We start from the raw sequence: 16,637 nt of genomic DNA, 5'->3' as shown, positions 1-16,637 counted from the left end.
TGAGTATTAAATAAGAAACGGAATCAATTGATATGAAAAAAGCATTCATTGTTGTTTTATGTTTGTGCGGAGCGACACTCTGTCTTGCCGCTTCTGCGCCTTATAGACCCATTACTATTCGTGTTGCTGCCTACAACATTGAGTCCAGCAAAAGCGCGACCCCAGAACAGATTGGTGAGATGTTAAAGCCATACAAGCTGAATATCATTGGTTTTATCGAAGCGCCAGATGGTGATTGGACTGCTCGTGTCGGCAAGGTGCTGGGGATGCAGTATTGTTTTGTGGGCACAGTATCTTCGGCAAATCACAAAAATAAGTACAAGACGATTCTCAGCAGGACTCCTTTAGAAGGTACTGAAGAACACAAACTCACGGGTCGTGGGTGGAATCCCGCGTCGGTTGTCAGAGCTGTGACTAAGATTGATGGAGTTTCATTCGCATTTTACTCGCTACATATCTGTGAGTCGGGCGCAACGAATGGTCATGCCTATAGCCTTGCAACTAAGGTTCTGCCGAAAGAGAAAATAAAGAGGGTTATAGTTGTTGGGGATTACAACAACATCGGCGATGCGGCCATGAAAACAATCTTGGAAGCAGGCTTTAGAGCAACGTGGAACGATCTGAAGATCGATGTCTCCAAGGAGTTTACTTACCATGCTAAGAATCCGACGAAAAGAAACCTCGGGGTTATCGATCACATCTTGTACAACATCTCGGCTGGAGCCAAGGCAACAGACGGTGGCATCATCGAACTGAAGAAGCCTTTATCCGACCATAAACCCATCTGGGCAGAAATAGCGTTTTCTCGACATCTCGAGAAAGTGAAGAAAGCAATCGCAATTGCAGCAATGGCCACCGCACTCACAGTTCAAGGTGCCGAAGGAAAGATTACTATATAAAATGATTTACGAAAACATAGAATTTCATAATAATGTAGAACTTGAACCTGCATCAGGAGGAGGGTTGGCTATACGTCGTTATCCCAAAGCGGTGCGGGACAGTTTGTGCCAGCTAGGAAGGCTCGTATCGCAAGAGTCTGCCGGTTGCGAACTGCGTTTTGTTACTGAATCACCTAACCATGGATTAGATAAAATATTTTTTGTGGGGGGACATGGCCATTATAATTTTGGAGATCACCGTAATTCATTAAGTGAAAAAGATGCAGATTCTTATTTGAGAATTAATGCATTAAAAGACTCTGGTATAAATGAAGAGGTTTGGTGTACAAATATTAACGAAAGCAAACATTACAACACAGAGATCGCTAACGAAACCATCAAGTTCATTAAAGACAGAGACAAAAGTAAAGCTTTTTTTTCATGGTGTTCATTCCCAGATCCACATCATCCATTTAGTCCACCAGAACCTTGGTATTCTATGTATCTGGCTGAAAAATTATGCGTTAAAGCAATTAGCAGAACTATTAATAAAAACGAGCCTTTGTTTTTCAAAAAATTCTACGAATCACATGGTTTAAAAGACGGTACTCTAAAAGAAATGATCGCAAAAAACTATGGCATGATCTCCATGGTCGATCACAATATTGGAAGAGTAATCACTGAACTGAAAAATGAAAATATTTATGACGACACAATCATCTTATTTTTTTCTGATCATGGTGACTATATGGGGGATCATGGTTTAATGAGAAAGGCTGCACTTCCCTATGAAGGAGTTTACCGTATACCGACCTTGTGGTGTGGCCCTGGTATATCTCAACAAGTGACAGATGCACTCCACTCAACAGTCGATTTATTACCTACCATTTTAGATCTCTTAGAAATAGAGGTACCAAATGACATCCAAGGAGTTAGTCAAAAAGATGTACTAAATCAACAAAAAAAGTCTATACGAGAAAATTGTTATGCAGAATATGACGAAAGTATTTACAATGAACGTGTAAGGTTTTTGCGTACAGACAAATACTATTTTTCTTATATGTTTACATGTAAGTATGGATTTTTATTTGACATGGATAAAGACCCAGACCAAAAACAAAATTTGTTTTATGACCCTAAGTATAATTCTTTGGTCAACGAACTTTTTGTTGAACTTGCAAAACAAAGTATCAAAACTGAACCTTGGTTACCAAAAAAACTCTGTCATGCATAGTTTTATCATAATATTATAAATAAAGAGCGTGAGCGCGTTGTGTCAATGACAAAGATGCTTAACGACATTCTTGACAGCAAGCGCACCCGTCCGTAACGCTCAAAACGGCGGTGCCGAAACCAAATTTTGAACACCCGGCAGTGAACTGCCTTACGACACGACGTTCACAACAGTTTAACCATAGCCTTGTAGAGACTCAATTTAGGAGATGCTTTATATGAAACAAGAAAATCTAAAACACGGACTTGTATTACGGTCATTTCTATCGAAGTCGCTAATACTACTGTTTTGTATTTCGGCGCAATCGTTATGTGCTGGAGAACCCAGCCGGATGACTGATTTCATGCTAAACGTGGATTTGGAAACATGCGGTCATAGCCATACTGGTTCGGTCAATACCCAAGAACCGTCCTGGAGTTACTTCGTTGCTCCCAACTATTTTCAGCACTACAGCAAAAAAGAGGGGCTTGACTACGGTAAAATGCTGTCAAAAGATACTCTTCTCCACCTAAACTGTTCAAATATGCTTTTCACGCTGGAAGAGCGAAACGCCCCAAAAAGGCACCAGCTGTTTGCCAAGTACCAGCTCAGCAGTGAAAATGCCTATCTTTACTGGAAAAGTTATGGAAACGATAATGGTAAGTTGTCTAGAGGCGCTATCGTCATGAAGTACGCTGTATCCAGAAATGGGGCCTACTCGCTGCAGTGCCCACTGGCTGTTCTCTCCCATCACCAACAAACAGTGAATGGCGCCATCCACACCATTGGTACCTATAGCAAAAGCATGTCAACCTTTCAGAGAGCTCAGTCTAGGTCTACTCAAAAAGAGTTCGAGGTCAGCTCATCGCTGAAGTTCGCCGCTTAAACAATTCCTGGAATTAATAATGATCACTTAAAAATACACTCACTGAAAAATAAATTTCATTCATTGAAATAATTGTAGTATCTACGCAATTTTTCTATTTAGAATTAACAATTATTTCCAAGCATAAAGTATTAAATCAATTAATAAGCAAACACTAACAAGAGAACAGTCCATGAACCTAAAATACGCAATCGCACTCTTAGTCCTTTTCTTGCCCTCATTTATATCGGCACAGGATAATGAAAATAAACCAAATATTATTTTCTTCATAACCGATGATTACGGTTGGCAAGACAGCTCTGAAGCTATGTGGACCAAGCGCACGAAACTTAACGATCGTTTTAAAACCCCCAATATGGAAAAGCTTGCGGACATGGGGGTAACATTCCCCAATGCTTATTCGGCTTCCTGTGTCTGCTCCGCTTCACGAATAAGTATTTTAACTGGTCAGGACCCAGTTAATCACGGCACTACTTTTATAACTGGGACTAATGGCAAAAACAGTGAAACCATGTTGTCCGCCGAACAGGATAATGAGGGAATTCAAAAAGAAGACGTCTTACTTCCATCCCTCTTACAAAAAGCTGGTTACAGAACCACGTGCATTGGCAAAGCCCACTTCGGCAGCAAGGGCTCATTTGGAGCCGACCCATTGAATTTAGGTTTTCAACACAAGTACTATGCGGATCACAACGGTACTCCCAGAGGCAAAAATCATGGTGGTAGAGATGCTTACCACATCAATAAAAATGGCGAACAAGTTCATTATTCCGAGGCTATTACACGTGCAGCCAAATCTGAAATTGATACGGCGGTAAACAACAAAACCCCCTTCTTTCTATATGTCTCACATTACGCAATTCATACCCCAATTCTGACTGATCCACGCTTTGCTAAAAACTACCCAAACCTCAGCGGCCAGGATTTGGCTTACGCTACTCTTATTGAGGGAGCTGACAAAAGTCTTGGAGATATCATGAACCATCTCAAAAAGCGCGGAATAGCCGAAAACACATTCATCATTTGGACAGCTGACAATGGTGGCCTCTGGGATAACAAACCTCTCAAAGGCTTAAAAAATGATGCTTTAGAGGGAGGTCATCGATCACCAAACTTTGTCGCATGGGGAAAACAAGACCTCTCATTGATTCACCAAAAAAATCTTCCCCTAGTACCCGGTCGCATCGATAATCGTCCCTACATTCACCAGGATTGGTTGCCCACCCTCCTAAAAATAGCAGGTACTACACACCCTAATCCGTCTTTGCTTGATGGTTATGATATAACCAATCTTCTCAGTGATAAAAAGGGAGACATACGTCCGGACTTATTTATTTGGCATGAACCCAACTTCTGGCTACATAGTGGACCTGAGTCAGCTATTCGTGAAAATGGCTGGAAGCTTATGTATTTCTACGATTCCAACACCTGGGAACTGTACAATCTCAACGAGGACCTGGGAGAAAGTAAAAATTTGCTCCATCAACATCCGGAAAAAGCTAAAAGTCTAGCTCAAAAGCTCATATCTTATCTCAAGGAAAATAATGCTAATTACCCTAAAGATAAAAAGACTCAACAAAACATTAAACCAACAATTCCAATCTCATCGTAGTAGAGGCCGTATTTATATATGATTAATTCTTCCAAACACTTTCTCCCCATAGCCTTGCTGGGAACATTATTTTCTACAAACCTCCTCGCAGATAAGATAGATTTTAATCGCGATATACGCCCTATTTTCAATCGTTCATGCATAGCTGTCCTCTTAGGCAACCATCAATGGCGTGAACAAAATGGTTTTGCCGCACAAATCGACACAAGCAAACTACTAGTCCTGCTCGGTCTAAAGCCTGATGACATCTATTCAAAAGCACCTCTTTCTGCCGATCACGAGGAACGCTACCAGCGTTTTTTAGACCGCAATACTGATGTATTGATTATTTTTAAGTTCAATTTCTCGAATTAAATTTAGCATAACATTACCATAAAAAGCATTATCTTTATATTAACTACCTTATTTCATTAATTAAAGTATTTCCAAAATACCAGAGGAATTCTATGAATTTAACCTTTTCAGAACTGTCGCGATTTCAATCTCATGACTGTGAATTTGTCTATTTTAAAAATGATACAGAGCAAATTGCTTTACGTATTTACCCTAAAGGCATGAACATACCTGCTCACAGAGAAAACATTGACGACTTAATAACCAGCAAATCAATTTTAAAAGCATTTGGTGGCTCATGGCCGGCGTATAAACTACATGACTTAGTTCAGATTAAATGTGTAGGTGAAAATGCCCCGAGTTCATTCAGTGCGGGTAGTTCTCTGCGCTCAACCGAAAGTAATCTAGTTTTCAAAGATCAAATAACTGAAAAGCAAGATCACCAGGTTAAAGTAAAAACATTTTTAAACCACTCAAAATTCAATTTGTCAGTTGAACACCAGCTCAGTTTTTCTCTTTCTGATGATTTCTGCGAAGTACAAACAAAAGTCATCAATCAATCCAGTCAGGACATACAAATTGAACACTTATCATCTTTTTGTTTAGACAACATTTCTCCCTTCCAAACTGAAGACGGCAAAGGAACTTATTATCTCCACCGTTTTCTAAGTACATGGTCAGCCGAAGGCAAACACGAAGTTAGATCCATTGAAGACCTTAATTTTGAACGTTCCTGGGCTGGACATGGCGTACGTTCACTGCGTTTCGGACAAGTCGGCTCTATGCCTGTCAAAGATTTCTTCCCCTTTATTGGAGTAGAAGATCGCCACTACGGCGTCATGTGGGGAGCACAACTAGCCTGTCCTGGCTCCTGGCAAATGGAACTCTATAGGCTAGGTGACTTCCTATCAATCAGCGGAGGCCAAGGAGACCGCGAACATGCTCATTGGTTAAAGACCCTAAAACCACAGCAAAAATTCACATCTCCAAAAGCTTTCATTTCCTGCTGTAAAGGAAATATAGAAGACCTTCAGCAAAGACTATTAAAAGCTCAAACAAAGAACATTGCTTCTTTGCCTAAAACAGAAAAAGAGCTGCCCATTATATTTAATGACTGGTGTACAACGTGGGGACACCCCTCAGAAGAAAATATTTTAAAAATTGCCGACACTCTAAAAAGTTCTCACGTAAAATATTTAGTCATGGATGACGGCTGGTTTAACGACACACCAGGCTGCCAGCAAGGCCTGGGTGATTGGAATGTCAGTAAAACGATCTACCCAAATGGTTTTAAGCACCTTTGTGATACTTTAAAAGAAAAAGGCTTCATTCCAGGGATTTGGTTTGAATTTGAAAACTGCACGGAAGGCTCAGAACTATTTGAACGTAAAGATTTAATGATTCATGTAGACGGACATGTCCTGCAACGAGGCTCACGACGCTTTTTAGACTTCCGCAAACAAGAAGTTCATGATTACCTTAACCAGAAAGTCGTCAAGACTCTAAAGGATAATGGAATTTCTTACATCAAGATAGATTACAATGACAGCATAGGCTTGGGCTGTGACAGCTCTGAATCTTTGGGTGAAGGCCTCCGTCAACATTTAGAAGGTGTGCAAAACTTTTATAAACATATGCGAGAAGAAATACCTGAGCTCGTTATAGAAGTCTGTAGTTCTGGTGGGCACCGCTTGGAGCCAAGTTTTATGGAATTAGCTAGCATGGGTGGCTTTTCCGATTCCCACGAAGGGCTGGATATTCCCATTATTGCAGCAAACACTGCTATGCAAATACCCATGCGTAAAAACCAAATATGGGCAGTTCTACGCGAAGATGACTCAGAAACACGAGTCCATTACTCTATGGCAGCCACCTTTATGGGAAGAATGTGCTTAAGTGGAGATCTATTCCTTTTAAATGACCAGCAAAAGGCCATTATGCAGAAAGGACAGGAATTCTATCTCAAAATAAAAGACTTAATTGCTGATGGACATTCCAAGTGCATACGCAAAGGAATTGACAGCTACTTATACCCTGAAGGTTACCAAATATTTATCCGATATGCCAACAATAAAGAAAAAGCCTTCTTAGTTATTCATACTTTTGAAAATCATTCATCAGAAATAAGATTTGATTTAAAAGAAGATTGGGTATTGGGGGAATGTTTCAAGCAAGACAAAATAATGGTCTCTATTCAAGATAAAATTTTATCTGTAAAAGGAATCGAAGATTTTTGCGGCTTAATCATTGAACTTTACAAGTAAGCTTTACCTATGGATTTACACATAAAAAATATCTGCATCAATAAAGCGTTTGGCTGATTAATATAATCATTTCAACACCTGAGATCACAGTTCAGAATTTCAAAAGATTATTGTATTTTTACACCTTAATAAAAATCCTCGATTTAACAAGGTTATAAAAATTTATTAAAAAACAAAAAATGCTATAACAATTTCTAATTAAGCTGTCTGTCATCTAATACATGGCTTGATGAAATTTAACAAATGCAAGGTACTTAACATGAACAGAAGAACATTCATCAATGGATTAGGTACATCATTACTTGCCAGTAATCATATCAACGCCACCCAACTCAAAAAAATTAAATCTACAAAAAATCTGGTTATTTTTACATCAGAATACGGCTTTAACGATTGTGCTACCAAGCGTGAGTGTCCATTAATCGGCTCATAAAAGGGTTGACAGTTGCTCCTGTTGATAGGTACTAATATAACCATTATTTTCCAAAAAGGTTTCAATGGCTTTTCTTTTTACAGTGTTTTTCACTTTTTTATCTGAGTGATTTTTTAATTCACTCAGAAGTTTATTTTCTATTTTTTGTATTTGTGTGATGGCCTCCTGTCGTTGTTTTTTTGTTTTTATATTCATTTTTCTGAAAGGACTAAAAAAAGATTAGTAATGAAACTGGTTTAGAGATCGTTTCTTATGGAAGCTATTACAGAGTGGGTTCTACAGATGTTAATCAAACATGTTTTTCAAAAGTACTCTTGACTGCGGAAGCTTTAGAAGCTAAAAGCATACGAGTTTGGGCAGGTACAAAAAACTATGAAGATTCTTCACAAGAGGAGATAAGTTCTATAGTTGAAGACACACTCAAAATTGCTGAAATGGCTGCCGAAAAAAAAATCGCAATTTGCTTCGAATTCCATGATGGGACTCTGACAAATAATAATTATTCGGCACTCAAATTCTCCAACTTAGTAGTCCACCCCAATGTCTTTTTCTCGTGGCAACCACCTCATGGCTACAAAACTTCATATGCCCTGCAGGGTTTAAAAGAATTACTCCCACGTTTATACACAGTCCATATCTACCACTGGACAGTCGGCTCAAAAGATAAAAATACGGTCAATGGAACTTTGAGAGAATTAATTTACCCAGATGAATATCATCGTCATCCCTTATCGCAAGGAGAGTCCGATCTAGCTTTATATTTAAAATGCTTATTAAATGAAGGAAAAGAAATCCCCATCTTGATAGAGTTTGTTAAGGGCGATTGCCCAGAGCAGTTTATCGAAGATGCTTTATTTCTAAGTCATCTCGTTAAAAACATAAGTAAGGACCTGCCCTTTATTCGACAATTTTAAACAAATTAAAAAATCATAAACACATGAATTAAAGTATTTTATGTTAATGTATTCATGGATTAAAACGAAGAGATATTGTGGAATAATAAAGTGATAATATAATAAATAAGATCGTTAAAATAAATACTTTGGAGATTGCTTAAATGAAAAAATTTTCACTAGTAGAATTACTGGTAATCATCGCCATCATTTCGATACTCGCCAGTTTGCTGCTGCCGGCATTGAAAAACGCCCGTGACGCCAGCAAACGTACTGCTTGTGCGGGCAACCTGAAACAACTCGGTTTGTGTATGATGCAATATACCAGCGACAACAATGGTTATTACCCTTATTCTTTTGCTCGTTCTAACGGGATTACGTATGATGATTTGCTCAGTCCCTACGATGGTCGCAATTTGAGTGAAGCTGAAATGGCGGGCCATGCAGCCCCGGTCAAAGGCTCGACGGCAATCTGGCGTTGCCCCAGTGACATGCGCGAAGCCCCGCCTGGGGGCAACATAGAGATTCGGCGCACCTACTTAATAAACCGGGGCGGGCGGGGTCTCTACGCTGCGATGTATTCCTGGGAGCAAAATGCATCATCCGTGGGTTACTCCCCGAATGGTATTGCCGGCGCCTACGGCGTATCCCGTCAAGTAACCGAGATCGAGGAACCGTCGGGTACCATTGCCATGGGCGAGAAAGCTTATGCGGAATGGTCCGGTGGCGAAGAAGCCCGAAGAAGATTAGGCGAACCGCAAGGAGCTTCCGCGGATCTGGACGGCCCGAATCGTCAAAACGGTTTGGCTTATGGCAAGTATTTCCGCCTACACAAGGGCGGGCAGTGGAACTACCTGTTTTGCGACGGCAGCGTCCGGGCGATGCGCGGCGAAGCCACCATCGGCACCGGCAACATGGATAATCCCCGCGGCATGTGGACCATGGGCAGCGGTGATTGAAGATGCACAGGTTTCCGCCCAGTTGCACCCCTTGTTGAAATTTACGAAAACCAAAGAAGGACAAGAAACTGTTTACCCCAAAAGCATATTTCTAAAAATGTCGAGATCAAAAGTACTTTTTACCATATCAATATCATTACTATTCACCTTAGCCGCATCGGCACAGGTCTCGCTGACCGTAGCAAAGGTTTTGCCGAACAGGGCTGGAAAAAGTTGCCAAATAATAAAAATATGAACCATTTAATAACAAGGTGCAAAACATGCTAAAGACAATCAAAAAAAAAGCTAAAACACTTGTGGCGCTGTCAGTATTGACGGCTACCGGAACACTTGTTCAGGGCGCGGAAACGGAGATGATCGAGATCCCGTCGGGTACATTGCAACGGGAGAAACAGCAGTCCGAGACCGTCAAGGCCTTCCGCTTGGCTGACCGGGAGCTAACCTGCCGCGAATACGATACCGTCCGCTCCTGGGCGCTCAAGCATGGATATGACCTGAGCCCGGGCAACGCCCAGGGACCGGACTATCCCGCTTCGACCATCTCCTGGTACGACGCCGTCAAATTCTGCAACGCCGCCAGTGAACTGACCGGACGCGACCCGGTCTACCACACGTCCGGAAAGAAGGATGCAGTATATCGTCAAGGCGAACTGGATTTGACCGACGACTGCGTCAAGGCCGATGCCGACGGCTACCGGTTGCCGACCGAGTGGGAATGGGAGTACGCCTGCCGCGCCGGGACGACTACCCCGTACTGGTACGGGGTGAAATCCGATCCACATCCCGAGAATCCATACGCATGGCATACCGTCGCCAACACGCCCGGCGGCGGCGCAATATCGAAGACACCGTCGGCACCGGCACCTTTGACCCATTCAGTTCAAACGGCGAACAATCCGCCAAGGGCTACTGGACGAAAGAACCTAATGATTAACCGGTTGACTCACTACATTTCTGAATATAATACAACCCACTACCGAGGAGATAGCACATGAAGAAGAACAACGTAAAAGCTCGCCAAAAGGGAAATCCGAGCACTTGGGTGGGGGGAAGCAGCTCAAGTACCATGCCTGCGGTGGCCAGCTTGCTGCTTATCGTCCTTGTACTATGTGGCTGCCAGAACACCGTACCATGTGGCCTGGACCCCACCATCCCCTGCGCCCCCCCCAAGGAAACAGTGTCGGCTGCAGAGCGGCATAAGACGGTCCTCTCTATGAAGCCGGTCGGATACTGGGCCGCCGATGAATTAATCAGTGGCTCGAAGGTGCGCGACCTGAGCGCCACCGCCAACCACGCCACCAATAACCACGTGCCCTGGGATGAAAAAAAAGGGCTACTCAATTTCACGGGTGCCTATCAGTGGCTGGAAATTCCAGCGCACAAAGCATACCAGACCCCTTCGTTTTCCATGGGGGGCTGGGTCTTTATGCGCTCCAAGGTGATCGGCAGCGGCTGGGTCAATAAGATGGGGTTTAGGCTCATTGGCAATGAGAGTTGGGTCCACACAGTGGGAACCCAACTCTGTATCCGCAAGCAGGAGCTTATCGACGTGGTCAGCGGTGGCAAAGGGGACCAGCTGGGGACGTGGTCGTATAAAAGCGTCAAAGATGGCAAGCGAGTGGAGCACGGCTATGGTAGCCCCAACCTGCCAATCGGCACGTGGCACCATTTGTTGTACACCTATCAACCCAAAACTCTCTCTGAAGCCGAGAAACGTCTTGGCACTTCACCATCTACAACGAACATTGCTCTTGAAGCAACGGTTAGCGCCTCCAATTCGGGGAGCAATAAAACCTACGAGCCAAAAAAAGCCATTGACGGCAACGATACTACCAGCTGGATTATTTGGCCGGGAGCTGGCCCAAAACCCGATGCGGAGAAGTGGATTCAGCTCGATTTCGGCAAAGAGGTTGCCCTCAACCGCATTCGACTGGTAAATCGCAACAAACCCGATATCTTTATGGGAGGAATGCTGCATTTTAGCGATGGCAGTAGCATTGAGGTGGCAACGTTTCACGATGAGTGGGATGGGATGTTTTCCACAAAAAAGGTGTCATGGGTTCGTTTCGACGCTCCCAAGACCCGTAGTGCACGACCGGGCTTGAAAGAGTTTGAAGTGTACCACGAAAAAGATATCACTATCTACCAGGAGGAGGGGGTGGTCATGAATCCCCGCCTCAAAAAGTCCTTTACCGGCACCGGGACTCTCTACCTCAATGGTAAAAAGATCGCCTCAAAAGCCGGTATCCCCTATACCCCCGTAAATAAAAGTCTGCAGATCGGCAATGACGCCGCTTGGTGGCATCAGATGGCAGCAAAGTCTGGTTCGCTGGATGGGGCGGTACGCGATATGGTGTGGTTTGATAGGGCGATAACGGGTGAAGAGGTGGCCCGTCTGCACACCATTACTCAACCCACTAAGCAACCAGAGGTGCATGGTGATAGTGTTGTGGTGCTGGATGGTCGAGCCATAGCGGTGCACGACATTGCCTCACTGAGTCCCTCTACCCGCAGAACGGCCCTGTTGTTGTTTGGTGCAAAAAGTGCAGATGCGCTGCAGCCGTTGAGTGATCAACTGGTGCCAGAACTGAAAAAAGCACTAAACGAGCCTCATTGCAGGCTGGTTGCCACCGAGCTGCTGCTCAAGCTCAATAAAGGAGCGGAGCTGGACAAGGTTGTGCCACTGTTGAGAACCGTAGTTACTGCAGATAGGGTGCTATCAAAACGCGAAAGGGCCGATGCTGCACTGGCTCTGGCTGCAATGGGATCTCGTGCAGCCCAGGCCATTCCGGCTCTCACCGAAGCGCTCGACAACATCGTTCCCCGTGGAGAGGTGCATCCCCCACGGGTCGATGAACTGTTACGCAACGCCCTTACCAAGGCTTTGTTCGATATAGACCCCGAAAAATCCCACACCAACCACGCCCTCGAAAGAACCTTTGCCCAGCCACTGATGAAGGCGCTCGACCTACAAGGCCCCCAGCTTGTTACAAATGCAGAGAAAGGAGGCGAGCAGCACAAACTGCGCTCCCTCATCGAAAAGGGGGCGTATCAGCAGGCCTTGGCGCTGTACTCCAAATTACCTCAATCGATGCATGAATACTATTTTAGCCACAAAGATCCCAAGGATAGCGACTACACCGCCACGGCCCACTATAACGGCGCCACCTACAAGGTGGGAACCGGCGTTGCTTGGCAAGGAGTGGAAAAGGTGCCTGTGGAAGAGTACAAGACAATCGTGGCAAAATTGGCTAAAAAATACCCGAGTGCCGCCAATTGGCACAAGCCCGACTACGAACACCTCTACCGTGTCCCCCTTACCAAGATAGGAGCCGACGGTGTAACGCAGAAGGTCTACTTGGAGGGCAACGATTTTATTCTCGATGGGACCGATGCCAAATGTCGTGCCTGGTCGTTATTTGTCGACGAACAGGGCTATGTGCACCTCATGGGGGGGCAGCACAACGCTCCCAATCCCACCCAGTACATTCCCGGAAGTTGGGAAAAAATGGGAGTATCGCGAGACAAAAAGAGTGACACCTACCCGATGCAGATGTACTGGGTGTCCACCGCTCCCGAGAGCATCGACTCATTCAGGTTTGTGGGCCAACGTAACAACCCCCAGGCCATTCCCGCAAGCTACCTCAACTACTTCTGCTTTGTCCAAAGCCCCACCAACGAGACCTACCTGTATGGTCGCAGTGTAGCTTTTGGCTGGCAGTGTTGGGGAATGTACCGTTACACTGCTGCGACCAAGAAGTGGAAAGCCATAGGGGGCGATGTCTACGACCTCATCCAGTCGGCCCGCAAACACGATCCGCAGTGGTTACACTACCTGCACGATCCCATACGCGGTTCACTGCCGACCAAGCCAAGCGATATTCGTCGCTTAGCCTGGGCCTGGCAGCCACCCTTCTACAACTTCTGCCGCGATAGTTGGGGGGTACGCTTCGACAAAACCGGCCGTATGCATGTGAGAATGGTTATTTCCGGACTCGACGGCAAGGGCTATGTGCGCCCCACTTCCGTCTACGCCTGGAGTGACGATGGCGGCGAAACCTTTCATCGTGCCGATGGCACTGTTGTTAAACTCCCGCTGACAGTAAACCCTGCTCCTGAACACAATGCAGAGATCGCCGTCTCCACCACGCAGCAAAAACACGACGGTGGCCAGTTTGAGACCAGACAGTGGTGGGAGCTGTGGCTTGGGTTAATTGGGAAGGCGGGGTATCGGGTTAGGTAAAACCACTGATAATGAAAGGAAATTGGATGAACAGGTTAAAGGCAGCTATCGTTTTCACATTACTGATTCAGATCTCCGTCATGGGGGCACCGAAAAAAGCCTACCCGTTACGGGATGCTGTTGAGTCTACCCCTCGGAACGGTCTACCCAATGTGGTTGAAAAACTTAAAAGCGGGAAATCCGTCGCCATCGCCTACTTTGGTGGATCCATCACCGCCCAGCTAGGTTACCGGGTTCTAAGTCAGAAGTTCCTGGAAAAACTCTACCCAGAGGCGAAGATTAAAGGCATCCATGCAGCGATTGGTGGAACAGGCTCTGACCTTGGTGCCTTCCGCGTCCAGCGCGACGTACTTCGCCACAAGCCCGACCTGATAGTGATTGAATTTGCAGTGAACGATACTCATAAATCACCCACGAATATTCATCAAACCTTTGATGGTATCCTTCGTCAAGTCTGGAAGGCAGACCCCAAGACCGATATTTTATTTGTCTACACCCTGGCTGGCCGTGATCTTAAAAACCTTCAAGCTGGGAAGTTCCAGCGGTCAGCCAGTGCCATGGAAGATGTTGCTGACCACTACGGTATCCCCTCAATCCACATGGGGCTTGAGGTGGCACGTCTAACCGCCCAGGGCAAGGTTGTCTTCAAGGCGAAGAAGGGGAAAATGAGCCAGGTAGCCGGGAAAGAGCTCAACAAGGATTCAAGCGAGGTTAAGGCTGTCGCCGACAAGATCATCTTCTCAGGAGATGGTGTTCACCCCTACACCGATAGCGGCCACGGCCTCTACCAGGCGTCAATTGCCCGTTCATGGCCAGCTATTTCTGCCGCTGGCCAGGTGGGCCCTCACTCCCTGCCCGATCCACTCAGTAAGGACCACTGGGGAGCAGCAAAGACCCTCCCCCTCTCAGTAGCAACCATGACCGGGAATTTTGAGAAGCTTGACATGACCCGTGGAATCGGCAAGCGCTTTTCTAGTCGCATGGACCAGCTTTATAAAGCGTCCAGCCCAACCGAGTCCATTACCTTCTCCTTCAAGGGGCAACAAGTCGCTTTCTATGACCTGGTTGGTCCTGACTGCGGTCAACTCAGCGTTACCATTGACGGTAAGACCAGAGTTGTCAGACGAATGGATAAGTACTGCTCCTATCACCGCCTCGCACGACTGGTGGTTGCCGAGAACCTTAAAGACACGGTTCATACCGTAACGGTTCAGGTTCACCCCGAACCGCTGAAGAAAGAGACCATTCTCTTCCCCAACAAGGTTCCGGATATGAAGAAGAACCCAAAAAAGTACGAGGGGACCAACTGGTATGTAGGTGGAATTCAGCTCATCGGAGACCTAGTGGAGTCCCCTGCCAAGCAGTAAGCAACGTCATCTTTAAGAACGATCGGGGAGTGCGGACAAATCCGCACTCCCCCTTTTTTTTGGTTCTTCACGGATTTGCGTGATTTGCAATAATTAGTAAAAAAGTCGTTCTCATGATTAAGTTTGATTTACCACAATTAAACAAAATAAAGAGAACGACTTATGTTAACAGATAACTTCCTTTCAAATTTTTGGCAAGGTTTCGCAGTTGAAGATTTTTATATAGATAGAGATAAACTTAGAGTTAAGCTTATCCCTCATAAAACGGCTTGCTGCGGACGTTGTGGCCTCATGGGCAATTCTATTCATGATATAAGCGAACGTAAGGTACGTGATTTATCATGTTTCGAATATAAAACATATCTAATAATACAAGTACGTAGAGTTAACTGCTTAGTATGTGGAGTAAGAACTGAGCACATACCGTGGCTAGCACCTTATTCTAGGGTGACAAAACGATTGAAGAATTATACTGAAGCTTTGTGCCGCATTCTTCCCATAAGTCATGTCTCGAACCTTTTAGGATTACATTGGACAACGGTAAAGGATATTGATAAGGGCCGTTTAATTCGTGAAGTTACAGAGCCAGATTATAGTAGAATCAGGCAGCTTGTAATGGATGAATTCGCTCTACACAAAGGTCATCGTTACGCAACTGTGATTGCTGATGCAAATACACAGCAGGTTCTATGGATTGGAGAAGGGAGGTCCAGGAAAAATATTCGACCTTTCTTTGAAGAACTCGGTGAGTACTGTCAGAATATTGAAGCAGTCGCAATGGATATGAATACATCTTTTGATTTGGAAGTGAAAGAACACTGTCCACACGCCGAGGTCGTTTATGATCTTTTTCATGTAATAGCAAAATATGGGCGTGAAGTTATTGATCGAGTTCGTGTAGATCGAGCTAATGAGTTGAAAGAGGACAACAAAGCGAGAAAAGTAGTCAAGCAAGGACGCTGGTTATTACTGAAAAATAACTCTAATCTTCGCGGTTCTCAAGAAATTAAACTTCAAGAATTACTACAAGCCAATAAGCCTCTCGCTGTTGTTTACATGATGAAGCAGGCCTTAAAAAATATATGGTTTTGTCCTACAGTTAAAGAAGCCTTTAATAACTGGAGGTATTGGTTTAAGCAAGTGAAAGAATCGGGAATAAAACCTCTTGAAAATTTTGCGAGAAAATTAAGACCCTACGTACGAGGCATTTTAGCATCCTCTAAGTTTCCATTAAACACAAGTGTTCTTGAAGGTATGAATAATAAAATCAAAGTAATCAAAAGAATGGCATACGGTTACAGAGATAGTACATACTTTTTCTTGAAAATTAGGGACGCCTTTCCCGGAAAACCGTGAAGAACCTTAAAAAAGGCCTACATCCATTCAAGATCAATTATGTCGACTACCGACAAGATGCGGTTGAACGCCTGAATCACCCAGGTTTAAGGCTTAGCACTATTTGGGATGGTTTATTTCCTAAACTTAAAGTTTCCGGTCCGGGATTAGAATTACAGCCTATACCAAACAACTGGTGCTTTAAAAAGTAGTTCTCTGTA

At 44.4% G+C, this 16,637-nt stretch carries 14 protein-coding genes; all 14 read left to right on the top strand.

Annotated features, from left to right (window positions below):
- Positions 1-32: 32 nt before the first annotated feature.
- Positions 33-899 (top strand): endonuclease/exonuclease/phosphatase family protein, encoded by an 867-nt coding sequence (locus PQO01_RS05525; RefSeq protein WP_274313036.1) that lies wholly within the window; start codon positions 33-35, stop codon positions 897-899.
- A gap of 1 nt (position 900) precedes the next feature.
- Positions 901-2,112, top strand: coding sequence for a sulfatase family protein (locus PQO01_RS05520; protein ID WP_274313035.1), 1,212 nt, complete (start codon positions 901-903; stop codon positions 2,110-2,112).
- A gap of 217 nt (positions 2,113-2,329) precedes the next feature.
- Complete coding sequence (locus tag PQO01_RS05515) at positions 2,330-2,977, top strand: hypothetical protein (protein WP_274313034.1); 648 nt, start codon at positions 2,330-2,332, stop codon at positions 2,975-2,977.
- A 172-nt stretch (positions 2,978-3,149) separates the two neighbouring features.
- The gene (locus PQO01_RS05510; protein ID WP_274313033.1) at positions 3,150-4,589 is read left to right on the top strand and encodes a sulfatase-like hydrolase/transferase; all 1,440 of its coding nucleotides are present in this window, start codon (positions 3,150-3,152) and stop codon (positions 4,587-4,589) included.
- A gap of 18 nt (positions 4,590-4,607) precedes the next feature.
- Entirely contained in the window at positions 4,608-4,943 is a 336-nt protein-coding gene (locus PQO01_RS05505) for a hypothetical protein (protein WP_274313032.1), read from the top strand.
- Positions 4,944-5,035: 92 nt separating this feature from the next.
- Entirely contained in the window at positions 5,036-7,186 is a 2,151-nt protein-coding gene (locus tag PQO01_RS05500) for a glycoside hydrolase family 36 protein (protein WP_274313031.1), read from the top strand.
- A 259-nt stretch (positions 7,187-7,445) separates the two neighbouring features.
- A complete protein-coding gene (locus PQO01_RS05495) occupies positions 7,446-7,619 on the top strand; it encodes a hypothetical protein (RefSeq protein ID WP_274313030.1) in 174 nt (57 codons plus the stop codon).
- 218 nt (positions 7,620-7,837) lie between these two features.
- On the top strand, positions 7,838-8,533 hold the full coding sequence (locus tag PQO01_RS05490; RefSeq protein ID WP_274314061.1) for a sugar phosphate isomerase/epimerase family protein: 696 nt from the start codon (positions 7,838-7,840) through the stop codon (positions 8,531-8,533).
- 143 nt (positions 8,534-8,676) lie between these two features.
- A complete protein-coding gene (locus PQO01_RS05485) occupies positions 8,677-9,471 on the top strand; it encodes a DUF1559 family PulG-like putative transporter (RefSeq protein ID WP_274313029.1) in 795 nt (264 codons plus the stop codon).
- 260 nt (positions 9,472-9,731) lie between these two features.
- A complete protein-coding gene (locus PQO01_RS05480) occupies positions 9,732-10,466 on the top strand; it encodes a formylglycine-generating enzyme family protein (protein WP_274313028.1) in 735 nt (244 codons plus the stop codon).
- Complete coding sequence (locus PQO01_RS05475) at positions 10,463-13,714, top strand: DUF7402 domain-containing protein (RefSeq protein ID WP_274313027.1); 3,252 nt, start codon at positions 10,463-10,465, stop codon at positions 13,712-13,714. Before PQO01_RS05480 ends, PQO01_RS05475 begins: the two co-directional genes overlap by 4 nt.
- A 26-nt stretch (positions 13,715-13,740) precedes the next feature.
- Positions 13,741-15,081 carry an SGNH/GDSL hydrolase family protein gene (locus PQO01_RS05470; RefSeq protein ID WP_274313026.1) on the top strand — a complete coding sequence of 447 codons (1,341 nt, stop codon included), beginning with the start codon at positions 13,741-13,743 and terminating at the stop codon, positions 15,079-15,081.
- 162 nt (positions 15,082-15,243) lie between these two features.
- Entirely contained in the window at positions 15,244-16,437 is a 1,194-nt protein-coding gene (locus PQO01_RS05465; protein WP_274313025.1) for an ISL3 family transposase, read from the top strand.
- Positions 16,434-16,628: a hypothetical protein gene (locus tag PQO01_RS05460; protein ID WP_274313024.1), complete on the top strand. Its 195-nt coding sequence runs from the start codon at positions 16,434-16,436 to the stop codon at positions 16,626-16,628. Before PQO01_RS05465 ends, PQO01_RS05460 begins: the two co-directional genes overlap by 4 nt.
- Positions 16,629-16,637: the final 9 nt, after the last annotated feature.

The sequence above is a fragment of the Lentisphaera marina genome, from assembly GCF_028745505.1.
In the GTDB taxonomy this organism is placed as follows: Bacteria; Verrucomicrobiota; Lentisphaeria; order Lentisphaerales; family Lentisphaeraceae; genus Lentisphaera; species Lentisphaera marina.
The sequence above is the reverse complement of the archived record's forward strand: the minus strand, read 5'-3'. Positions and strand labels throughout refer to the sequence as shown.